At 35.1% G+C, this 10,998-nt stretch carries 9 protein-coding genes; all 9 read left to right on the top strand.

The annotated features are described in order from the left end of the window. Positions 1-16: 16 nt before the first annotated feature. The 9 genes from KKC91_06700 to KKC91_06660 all read left to right on the top strand — a co-directional run bounded on the left by KKC91_06700 (position 17) and on the right by KKC91_06660 (position 10,981). Entirely contained in the window at positions 17-394 is a 378-nt protein-coding gene (locus KKC91_06700; protein MBU0478239.1) for a four helix bundle protein, read from the top strand. Positions 395-446: 52 nt separating this feature from the next. Continuing rightward, on the top strand, positions 447-1,424 hold the full coding sequence (rfbB, locus tag KKC91_06695; protein ID MBU0478238.1) for a dTDP-glucose 4,6-dehydratase: 978 nt from the start codon (positions 447-449) through the stop codon (positions 1,422-1,424). Further along, positions 1,400-2,542, top strand: a complete 1,143-nt coding sequence (locus KKC91_06690; GenBank protein ID MBU0478237.1) for a glycosyltransferase family 4 protein — start codon at positions 1,400-1,402, stop codon at positions 2,540-2,542. The genes rfbB and KKC91_06690 overlap by 25 nt, the downstream gene beginning before the upstream one ends. Before the next feature lie 10 nt (positions 2,543-2,552). Then, the gene (locus tag KKC91_06685) at positions 2,553-4,679 is read left to right on the top strand and encodes a glycosyltransferase (GenBank protein MBU0478236.1); all 2,127 of its coding nucleotides are present in this window, start codon (positions 2,553-2,555) and stop codon (positions 4,677-4,679) included. A gap of 129 nt (positions 4,680-4,808) precedes the next feature. Then, positions 4,809-5,498, top strand: coding sequence for a DUF4956 domain-containing protein (locus KKC91_06680; protein ID MBU0478235.1), 690 nt, complete (start codon positions 4,809-4,811; stop codon positions 5,496-5,498). Continuing rightward, entirely contained in the window at positions 5,498-8,137 is a 2,640-nt protein-coding gene (locus KKC91_06675) for a CotH kinase family protein (protein MBU0478234.1), read from the top strand. Before KKC91_06680 ends, KKC91_06675 begins: the two co-directional genes overlap by 1 nt. Further along, the gene (locus tag KKC91_06670) at positions 8,118-8,801 is read left to right on the top strand and encodes a polyphosphate polymerase domain-containing protein (protein MBU0478233.1); all 684 of its coding nucleotides are present in this window, start codon (positions 8,118-8,120) and stop codon (positions 8,799-8,801) included. The genes KKC91_06675 and KKC91_06670 overlap by 20 nt, the downstream gene beginning before the upstream one ends. Before the next feature lie 51 nt (positions 8,802-8,852). Continuing rightward, positions 8,853-10,229: an FAD-dependent oxidoreductase gene (locus KKC91_06665; protein MBU0478232.1), complete on the top strand. Its 1,377-nt coding sequence runs from the start codon at positions 8,853-8,855 to the stop codon at positions 10,227-10,229. Positions 10,230-10,255: 26 nt separating this feature from the next. After that, entirely contained in the window at positions 10,256-10,981 is a 726-nt protein-coding gene (locus tag KKC91_06660) for a class I SAM-dependent methyltransferase (GenBank protein ID MBU0478231.1), read from the top strand. The last annotated feature ends 17 nt before the right edge of the window (positions 10,982-10,998 follow it).

The following is a 10,998-nucleotide window of genomic DNA, read 5'->3' as shown; positions in this document are numbered from 1 at the left end:
TTGTTAATTTTAAATTATGTCTAAAAATATAATTAAAGATAAAAGTTATAATTTTGCACTGCGAATTGTAAAGTTATATTCCTTTCTACAAAAAAAGCAGGAATTTGTTTTATCAAAACAAATAATTCGCTCAGGAACAAGTATTGGTGCAAATGTTGAGGAAGCATCGGCAGCACAAAGTAAAAAAGACTTTATTTTTAAAATGTCAATTGCTTCAAAGGAAGCTAGGGAAAGCAATTATTGGTTGAGACTACTTCGAGATTCAAAATTAGTATCTAGAGAACGCATTCAACTTCTTATAGATGAATCTAATGAAATATTACGCCTTTTAACTTCTATTGTAAAAACATCAGAGGAAAACTCAAAACGAAAAGCCAAGAATCTTTTGTCTTAATTAAGAACTCAAAATTAAAAATTTAAAATTATTCATTTGAGCGGAGCGAAAAATGAATCTGTTGGTTACCGGCGGATGTGGTTTTATAGGGTCTAATTTTATACGATATGAGTTAGAGAAGCATAGCTTTATAAACATTGTAAACCTAGATAAGTTGACATACGCAGGAAATTTAGAAAATCTTTTGGATATCCACAAAAAATATAAGGATAGGTATGCATTTGTTAAGGGTGATATTTTAGATGCAGAATTAGTTAAGCAAACTATTGCAGAAAATAGGATTGATATAATTATCAATTTTGCCGCTGAATCACATGTGGACAGAAGTATCAGGGATTCATCTGAGTTTATGAGAACAAATATACTTGGAGTGCAGACTCTTCTTGATATTGCAAAACAGGCTGGCATTAAGCGTTTCATACAGATCTCAACGGATGAGGTATATGGAGATCTTCCTGATGAAGGCTATTTTAGGGAAGAAACTCCACTTGCGCCAAACAGTCCTTACGCCGCAAGCAAAGCGTCAGCTGACATGCTTGTCGGAGCTTATTTTCATACCTATCAATTGCCTGTTATAATTACACGATGTTCAAATAATTACGGTCCATACCAATTCCCTGAGAAATTTATTCCACTAATAATCATCAACGCTCTCCAGTCTAAGGCAATGCCTATTTATGGGGATGGAACAAATGTAAGGGACTGGATCCATGTAAAAGATCACTGTAGCGCTATTGATTTAGTATTGCAGAGAGGAGAAATAGGAGAGATTTATAACATAGGCGCCAACAATGAAAGAACTAATATAGATATAGCCAAGTTTGTTTTAAAAAGATTGGGAAAGACAGAGACATTAATAAAATTTGTAAAAGACAGGCTAGGCCATGATCGGCGTTATGCTATTAATGCAGATAAGATTAAGAAAGCATTAGGCTGGAAACCTGTTTATGATTTTAAAGATGGATTAAAACAAACCATATCATGGTACATTAAGAATGAGAACTGGTGGAAGAGCATAATTGGGTTATGAATGTTGCTATTGCTTTTACGGCTCTTGCCGAAGGTTCGGGAATTTCTGAAGTAGTTGTCGCACACGCAAATCAGTTATATAAATATGATGATGTGAATGTCAGTATTCTTACGCTGTCTTGTTCTCATAAACATTTGAATATTAGAATACCTGTAGTTACTCCAATAAATATCTCAAGAGGTCGCAACTACTTGTTTACTAAGCCGGTTATGAAGCCGATCGCAAATATATTCTTCAAGAGGGCTCTGGAAATTATAAGACCCGATATTGTAAATATCCATTATCCTCCTCTGGATGACTTTGTCCTAAAGAATAGGAAAAATTTTGGATATAAAGTTGTTTATTATTACCACAATGTCACAGATCCCAATATGTATGTAGGCTACGGGAGAGAACGTAGAATTCTAGAAAACAAAAGAATGATAAAGAATGTATCTGAAGCAGATAAAGTTATCACAAATTCAGACTTCACTAGGAACTATCTTCTGTCAAAATTCTCCATAAATAGTACGGTTATTACACCAGGTATAGATTTTCAGGTATTTAGGGGAAAAAAAAGAAAGCTAAATTTGCGTCATCCGGCATTACTTTATGTTGGAAGAATAGTAAAACATAAAGGCGTAGATCTGCTGTTAAATGTCTTTGAATTGGTTTTAGGGAAAATCCCCAAAGCGCATCTCTATATTATTGGCAAGTTTGATAATGACGATTATTCAGAATTGATCAAACAGAGAGCCGGGGAGATCGGAAATGTCTATCTGCTTGGGCATCTCCCTGTAGAAGACGTTATATTGTATTATAAATCTGCGGATTTATTTACATGCGCATCTATATATGAAGGGTTTGGAATGCCGTTTATGGAAGCGCAGGCAAGCGGCCTGCCATGTGTTGGATTTAATACTGCAAGCATACCTGAAGTTGTTATAGACAACGAAACTGGTATTCTTGTAAAAACCAAAGATACAAAGGCATTTTCAGAAGCAGTAATTGAGCTTCTCTCAAACAGCAGAAAAAGAGAGCAATTTAGCAAGAATGGGATTGAAAATGCACGTAATTATGACTGGCCAAAGATAGTAGAAAAGCTGTATACAGAATATGGTAAGTTAAATGCCAAATAACAAAATCCTAATGTCAAAAGTAAACCCCTTGTTCAAAATAGGTATTATCTCTCCTGTATTGGTTCCAGATGATGTAGGAATGGCTATCTCTAACTGGACCAAGTTTAAGTGGCTATTAGAGAAGGGCATTGATGTAAAGATGATTGGGTTCTCTCCGAAGATGTCAACAGAAGAAATACCTCAGATGTACAGGCATCCAAATATAAAGAGAATAACTCCTTTCTTTAGAAGAAACAAGTTAGGATTTTTGTACAAAGTTTTGGATATTATTGTGCTGTACAGGGAAATCTTAAAGTTTGCAAGAGACCGTGACATAATAGAGATACATGGTTGGAGTTTGTGGAATACAGCTTTGATACTTGCATGGCATAGATTGAGAAAGAAAAAAGTAATACAGGTATTTGTAGGAAGAGATGGGTGGGATTATATTCCAGCCAAATTCCTTGACCTGCAAAGAATGATAAATAGACGATACACCACAATTGCTAACAGTTATTGTCTTAAAGAGGAATTAACTAGGAAAGGGCTTAGAATTGATGGCGTAATATGGACAGAGGTAGATAAGAATTCCTTTCTTTCAGAGGCATATTGTGGAAAAGAGAATTATACAATAACAGTAAAAGACCTGTATCCTATAGGTGGAGCAGATATTGTTTTGGAAGCAATCGGCATCCTAAGAAAGAAGGGGATTGATATAAAACATAAATTCCTTGGGGAAGGGCCTCTGCTTCATTCTCTAAAAAAACGCTGCAGGGAACTTGGGATTGAAGAAAATGTTGAATTTATGGGGCATGTGAAACACCATGAGGTTGCACAATATCTTAAGTATGCTCAAATAAAAATATTAGGAAGCAGGCTTGAATCATGTCCTCATGTTGTTGGAGAAGCGATGATAATGGGCCCAGTAGTTGTTTCTACGCGCTGTAAGGGCGCTGAAGAACTTATTCAGAATGGCAAAACAGGAATCATTGTAAAAGAAAATACTCCGGAAGCAATTGCCTCTGAGATAATGAAGCTTCTAGAGGACAAACATAGAATAGAGGTTATTAGGGAAAATGCAAGAAAATTTGTTAAAGAAAATTTGGTGGAAGAAGTGATCTTCGAAAAATTCGTTTTTGTATATAAGAAGCTTATGAAAGAAGGAGTGAGAAATGAGCTACAGCTTGATAATTTTGTCATGCAGAAAATCATAGATAGCAGCCTTGAGAATAAAATTATAATAAAGAGAAATATACTCATGGAAAATTCTAACTCTAAAGAGCCAAGTGTTTTAATTATAATTCTGAATCATAATGGCAAAGAAGATACTATTGAATGTCTTGAATCTATAAAAGCACAAACATACGATAATTATAAGGTCTGTATTGTTGATAATGCTTCTACAGATGGTTCTCAGGATTATTTTAAGGAAAATTATCCATGGGTAATTCTATTGAAGAATAAAGCTAACCTGGGATTTGCTGAGGCTAACAATATAGCTATAATGCATGCTATGAAGGCGGGTTTTGATAGTGTTTTGCTCCTGAATAACGATACCAAAGTTGCAACTGATATGTTAAGCGAGTTAATAAAACCTATGAAAATTAATTTAACAATAGGCATTGTAGGTCCTAAAATGTATTATTATGATAAGAAAAACACATTGTGGTTTGCAAAAGGCAAAATGGACTGGAAAACGGGGGTGACATCACATATCGGAGGAATGAGGCAAGATTATGGACAATATAATGAGATATGTGATTCCGACTTCATAAGTGGTTGCGCATTACTTATACATAGAAATGTTATTAGCAAGATTGGATTAATGGATGAAAGTTATTTTTACTATCAGGAAGACATAGACTACTGTACAAAAGCGATAAAAGCTGAATTTAAATGCATAGTTGCGCCAAGAGCAAAACTGTGGCATAAAGTAGCAAGAACAAGCGGAGGCTCTGAAAATCCCTTTGGAGCGTTTCTTAAATCCAGAAACAGGATTACCTTTATGAAAAAAAATGCAACTATTCCACAGATAATCAGCTTCTCATGGTATTTTTGGATAGAGAATGTAATACATATATTGTCTGCCATAAAAAGGAAAAATTTTAAGATAATTATGCCAAGGATAAAGGGTATTATTGCAGGAATATTGGCTTGATTGTTTTCACAGAACATCCCGCTGCTTGATTTTTATTAAGACTTGTTTTATAATCCTGCGTGGGTATTGATGAACCAAAATTGCCCAATTTTTTATATAAATGAACTTTTTTAAGAAAGCGAGGTTAATATGAATAAGTTTCAGACATTTCAGGAGTTTTTAGCAACCAGAAGCGTGCAAATACCAATAACGTCTTTTGTGATTAATCTGTTGCTGGCAGCATTGCTGTCAATTATTTTGGGCAGGATATACATAAGGTTTGGACATGCTCTTTCAAACAGAAAGCTATTTGGTAGAAATTTTCTGCTGTTAACAATGACTACTATGCTGATTATTTCTATCGTAAAATCATCGCTGGCTTTATCTCTGGGTCTGGTGGGAGCGCTTTCTATTGTGAGGTTTCGCGCTGCAATAAAAGAACCTGAAGAGCTGGCATATTTATTTCTTGCTATTGCAATAGGATTAGGATTAGGCGCAGACCAAAGAACAATTACGATAGTAGCGTTTGTTTTAATGATAACAATTCTCATTATAAGTAAAAAATGTTCCCGCCATATTGAAGATAATCAAAACTTGTTCCTAACTATCTCAAGCCAGAATCTCCCAAAGATTAAATTAGAAGATATCCTTGAAACACTCAAGAAACATTGTCAGGCAGTTGATTTAAAACGATTTGATGAGACTAAAGAAGTGCTTGAAGCATGTTTTTTGATCGAATTTCACAATATTGAGGATTTAAACAGGGCTAAATCTGATCTGCAACAATTAAATGACTCAATAAAAATCAGTTTTTTAGATAATAAAGGCATTATTCAATAATGATAATAAAAGAATCAAGTGCTCCTAATAGACTTTTAAGTAATCTTGAAAAGATTCTCAAAAACCATAGAATTATTATTGCTGTCTTAGTGCTGGGATTGTATTCAGGGCTGCTGTTTAATGTTGGCGTTCTTGCGCATAAAAAAGGACTTACTGGCAAAATAAAAAAGGCAATATCATACGGCTGTAAGGTACCGTATAGATATATAAAAGGATTAACCAGCAATCCGAAACAAATTACAATTGATATTAGACATAAAAATTTTCAAAAACTTGAGTATAAAAGACAAATTGCGCTTGCAATGGGTAACTTGTTTGTGACGGAAAACGACTATGTTCCTGCTGACATCCGCTATAAAGACAAAATACTTAAGGCAAGAATACGACTAAAGGGTGATAATACTGACCACCTGCAGGGTCAGAAATGGTCATTTAGAATAAAGATAAGTGGAGGGAAAACGCTCTGGGGGATGAAACAATTTTCTATTCATCATCCTAAAACAAGAAACTACATATCCGAGTGGATATTTCATCAAGCGCTTAAGAGAGAAGATGTTATATCATTACGATATGAGTTTGTTGATGTGATACTTAATGGCAAACATCTTGGTATTTATGCCATGGAGGAACACTTCGAAAAAAGACTTATTGAGCATAATCAGCGAAGAGAAGGACCTATTGTGCGGTTTAATGAGAATCTGCTCTGGAATGAAATTGTGCAAATTGACGAGAAATTTCCCGGCGCAGAAAGAAATGGCTATGGAGATTATTTAGCAAGTGATGTTGATGCATTTCAGACTGGAAAAATTCTTTCTGATTCAGCAAGTTATCTCCAATTCATAAAAGCAAGCAGTCTGCTTGAATCATTCAGAAGAGGTAAGTTAAAAACAAGTGAGGTTTTTGACGTTCATAAAATGGCAACCTTCTTTGCAATAACAGATATGATGTGCGCTTTTCATGGAGCAAGGTGGCATAACACAAGATTTTATTATAATCCAGTAACCTCGTTATTAGAACCAATTGGTTTTGATGCTGACAGCGGAGGACAAATTGATTCATTGTGTTCAACTAAAGCAGGAATTTATATAAATAACGATTCAGGGTCAATGCTACATAGTTGTCGTCCATATTATGCAACACTCTTCAATGATGAATCGTTCTTCAGGGAATATATAGCCGCCCTGGAACGAGTTTCTAAGCCTGCATATCTGGATTCGTTTTTCTCAGCAATAAAAGAGGAATTAGAAAACAATTTAAATATTCTTTATAAAGAATTCCCTTATTACAGCCTTAAGAGGAATGTTCTATATCAGAACCAGAAATACATTAGAGCAATGTTAAATCCTTTTAAAGGGTTGCATGCATATTTCCGTGCATCAGGGGAAAATAGAATTCAGCTTGATCTTGGAAGTATTCAGTCATTCCCAATTGAAGTGATAAAAGTTTCCTATAAAGATTCAGTTATATTTAACACGGAAACTAAAGCGTTATTACATGCAAGACTTCGTCCTGAACTGGTTGATTATCAAACTGTCAGCTTCATTCTTCCTGAGGGCTTTGTCTGGGCAAAGACAATGGTTTCGGACTTAAAGGTTCATTACAGGCTTTTAGGAACAAGCCGCTTACGGTATGAATCTGTTTTCCTATGGCCTTATTTGGACTACGGTTCTATTTCAAAGGATTTTATCAGACAACAGGTTAATTTAGCTGATATAGATTTTTTGACAGTAGATGAAAAGGGCAAAAAGATTCTTTTCAAATCCGGCAAATGGAATTTGACGGATAATTTAATTATCCCTGAAGGTTATACAGTAACTGCTGGCGAAGGATTAAAACTTGATCTATGCAATTCCGCTAAAATTCTAAGCTATTCACCAATTGCATTTATCGGCTCAGAAGAGAATCCAATCCTCATTTATTCTTCTGATTCTACCGGGCAGGGAATTATTGTCATGAATGCGCATAAAGAGTCATTGATAGTGTATGTTAATTTTAACAACTTAGCCAATCCATCACATAATGGATGGGAATTGACAGGAGCTGTGACCTTCTATGAATCTCCTGTAGCAATTTCGCATTGTCAATTTACGCGAAATAGATCAGAAGATGCTCTTAATATAATCAGGACTGAGTTTAAAATTGATAACACGCTTTTTAGCAAAACCTCCTCAGACGCTTTTGATAGTGATTTCAGCAAAGGGGATATTGTCGATTCTTCCTTTGTTAACTGTGGAAATGATGCCATTGATATTTCAGGAACTGTTATTAATTTGAAAAATATTTTCATAGATGGAGCCGGAGATAAAGGGCTAAGCGTTGGTGAGAATAGCGAAATGAATATTGATCAAGTAAAAATAGTAAATTCAGAAATTGCAGTTTGCAGTAAAGATATGTCAGAGATAACAGGTTCCGATGTTAGTCTTCAAAATAATAAGATTGGTTTTACTGTATTTCAAAAAAAATCTGAATTTGGTGCAGGTAGCATTGTGGTTTCAAAAGTAGAAATGGAAAATATCTCAGTTCCGTATCTGGTTGAAACTAACTCTAATTTAATTATTGATGGAGAAATAAAAACTTCTAATAACGAGAGCGTTAAAGATATTTTGTATGGAGTGAAGTATGGCAAAAGCAGTAGATAATTATCGTTATGAACGGAAATTTTTTATTTCAGATATAACAAGACACGATGTGGAATCTATTGTTAAACTGCATCCTGCTATGTTTTCTGCAATATTTCATCAGCGTTTTGTAAACAGTATATACTTTGATGCTATTGATTTTAGGAATTATTTTGATAATGTTAATGGTTCATCTCATAGAGTAAAAATTCGCATTCGCTGGTATGGAGAATTGTTTGGACATATAAACAAACCTGTTTTGGAATTAAAGATCAAGAATGAATCGTTAAATAGGAAACAGGCATATCCCCTACATCCATTTGATTTTAACAATGGTTTTGCTGCTGAAGAAATATTGGATATCATTAACAAATCGGATGTTCCCGAAATAATAAAAATAAACTCTTTAAAACCAATGCTTCTTACCCATTACCGTAGAAAATATTTCAGATCTGCAGACGGGAATTATCGTATTACAATTGATACTGATTTAGTTTTCTATCATATTTACTTCCAAAAGAATCTATTCATTAACAAATTGACTGATGACATCAATGTAATTCTGGAATTAAAATACAACAAAAATGCGGACAATAATGCAAATTACATAACTAATTTTTTCCCTTTTCGTTTGTCTAAAAGTTCAAAGTATGTGACAGGTATTGATAAATTGTATATTTGCTGATATCTTTAAAAAAATCGTAACTAAACTATTACAAAAATATGAGAAACTATTATGCCAAAGCATGCCATTGTTTTAGGGGCAGGAATTTCAGGTTTGAGTGCGGCTTGGCGTCTTAGCGGTAACGGCGTTAAAGTAGATGTCTTAGAAGCCGAGCCGTTTGCAGGCGGTTTAGCTGGCACTGTTCGTGACGGCAACTATTCATTGGATTTTGGACCGCACTCTTTTTTCTCTGAGGACCAGGGGATTGTTGACGCTGTTCTGAAACTATTCGACAATAAATTACAGCCCAAGTCAAGAGATGTCAAATTTTATTATAGAGGGAAATATATCGATTATCCCTTAACGGTAAAAAGTGTTCTTTTCGATATGGGTTTTTGTTCCGGCATACAGGCGTCATGGAGTTTTTTTAAAAGCAGACTTTTCCCTCGTAAGCGGGTTGCTGTAGAGAGTGAGGATGAAACTGTAGAAGAGTGGGCAATTGCAAGCTTTGGAGAATATCTCTACAGAATATTTTTTAAACCATATTCCGAGCAATTTTGGAAAATATCTTGTTCTGAACTATCTTCAAGATGTATTCCAACACATACGCGGATGAGCTTTATAAATACATTAAAGCTCCTGCTCCATAAGAAAGTTAGCAAAAACAAAGATTCCCTTATTGAACGCGAAATATTGCCTACCTACTACCCCAACACAGGTTTCGGGGAAATTGCTGAACGAATTGTAAAAAAAATAGAAAAAAATCATGGTCATGTGCACCTTGCCTGTGAGGTTGTGAGCATTACTGAGCTTCCCAATAAAAAGATGCTCATTTCTTACAAGCATAATGGTCAATATAAAAAAATGGAAGGGGATTATATTATCTCAACAGTACCACTTCCTCCGCTAATCAAGATGCTCAAAGCACCTGTTCCACAGGAAGTGCTGGCTTCAGCCGGCAAATTAGATTATCAATCGCTGGTGGTGCTTGGTATAGTCACACATAAAAAGGATATCCTGAATTCCGGATATGTATATCAGTTAAATAAACCATATAATCGCATATCGGAGATGAATAATTTTAGCTCCAATACTAGTCCGGCTGAAGAGAATATTATTACGGTCGAAATTACATGTTCAAAAGATAGTACTGCATGGGCAGCAACTAAAGAAGAGTTGTTTGATATATGTATTGGCGGTCTGGCTGAAGACGGTTTTCTAGGACTAGGTGATGTAAAACAGTTGTCTTTGATTAAGGCCCAGTATGCATATCCTATTTATCGCAAAGACTATGCAGTTCACCTGAGGCGAATTATGGATTATTTGAAAACATGCAGATCGCTTACTACCCTTGGACGATGTGGCGAATTTATGTATATGGATATAGATAAATGCATGAGAAGAGCCTTTGACTTTGTAGATAATAATATAGAAGAGTTTAGAGATTAAAAGGGCATTTAGTAAGAAAGGATTTAATGACTAAATCATGTAAAAATTGGATTGATTACTGGGGTCAAGATGATTTCTGGAAAGATTCGCAGCTATGGGAAAGAAACTCAGAACTTTTTTTTCGTTATACAAAGCAAATTGTAGCATTTAAAAAGGATGATTCTGTTCTTAATATTGGTTGTGGTTCTGGACATTTGGAAGCACGTCTCGCACCACTCGTTAAAACCATCCATGCGGTGGATGTAGTTGAACAATTTATAACCTTGTGCAAGAAAAGATGCAGCAATTTTAATAATGTGGAGGTAGGACTTCTCGGAGATGACTATACAGATTTAAGTGTATGTAGGAGGTCTTTTTCAATTATTTTATGTGTAAGCGTAGTTCAGTATTATAGTGATTTAAGCGAGGTAGAGGCCTTAATCAATTCAGCCCGAAAAGTGGCCTTGCCAGGGGCAAGGATGCTAATTGCGGATCTGCCACTTAAACGCGGAAAGATAGGTTTTGTATGGGATGCTCTATGCTCTTGTTTTTTGGGTATTCGTGAAGGATATATGTGGCTATTGCTGCGTACATTTTTTGCCAGATGGTTATGCAGTTCTCATTATAAATCCTTTAATGATGAAAAAAGACCACTGGATTTTACCATTAGAGATATTGAGTCGTTAATTCAGCACATGGGGCTTGAGGCTAAAATAATACGAAAAAATCTTTCAATTTACGCAAATCGACCAAGTCTCTTGATTTACTTTTAGGTTATGAATATCCTTTT

The organism is bacterium (assembly GCA_018812485.1).
Lineage (GTDB): Bacteria > JAHJDO01 > JAHJDO01 > JAHJDO01 > JAHJDO01 > JAHJDO01.
Note: the sequence above shows the minus strand (reverse complement) of the source record. Positions and strands in the feature narration are given on the sequence as shown.

Coding starts and splice junctions, on each gene's coding strand:
- KKC91_06700 (MBU0478239.1), top strand. CDS start 17: ATGTCTAAAAATATAATTAAAGATAAAAGTTATAATTTTGCACTGCGA.
- rfbB (MBU0478238.1), top strand. CDS start 447: ATGAATCTGTTGGTTACCGGCGGATGTGGTTTTATAGGGTCTAATTTT.
- KKC91_06685 (MBU0478236.1), top strand. CDS start 2,553: ATGTCAAAAGTAAACCCCTTGTTCAAAATAGGTATTATCTCTCCTGTA.
- KKC91_06680 (MBU0478235.1), top strand. CDS start 4,809: ATGAATAAGTTTCAGACATTTCAGGAGTTTTTAGCAACCAGAAGCGTG.
- KKC91_06675 (MBU0478234.1), top strand. CDS start 5,498: ATGATAATAAAAGAATCAAGTGCTCCTAATAGACTTTTAAGTAATCTT.
- KKC91_06670 (MBU0478233.1), top strand. CDS start 8,118: ATGGCAAAAGCAGTAGATAATTATCGTTATGAACGGAAATTTTTTATT.
- KKC91_06665 (MBU0478232.1), top strand. CDS start 8,853: ATGCCAAAGCATGCCATTGTTTTAGGGGCAGGAATTTCAGGTTTGAGT.
- KKC91_06660 (MBU0478231.1), top strand. CDS start 10,256: ATGACTAAATCATGTAAAAATTGGATTGATTACTGGGGTCAAGATGAT.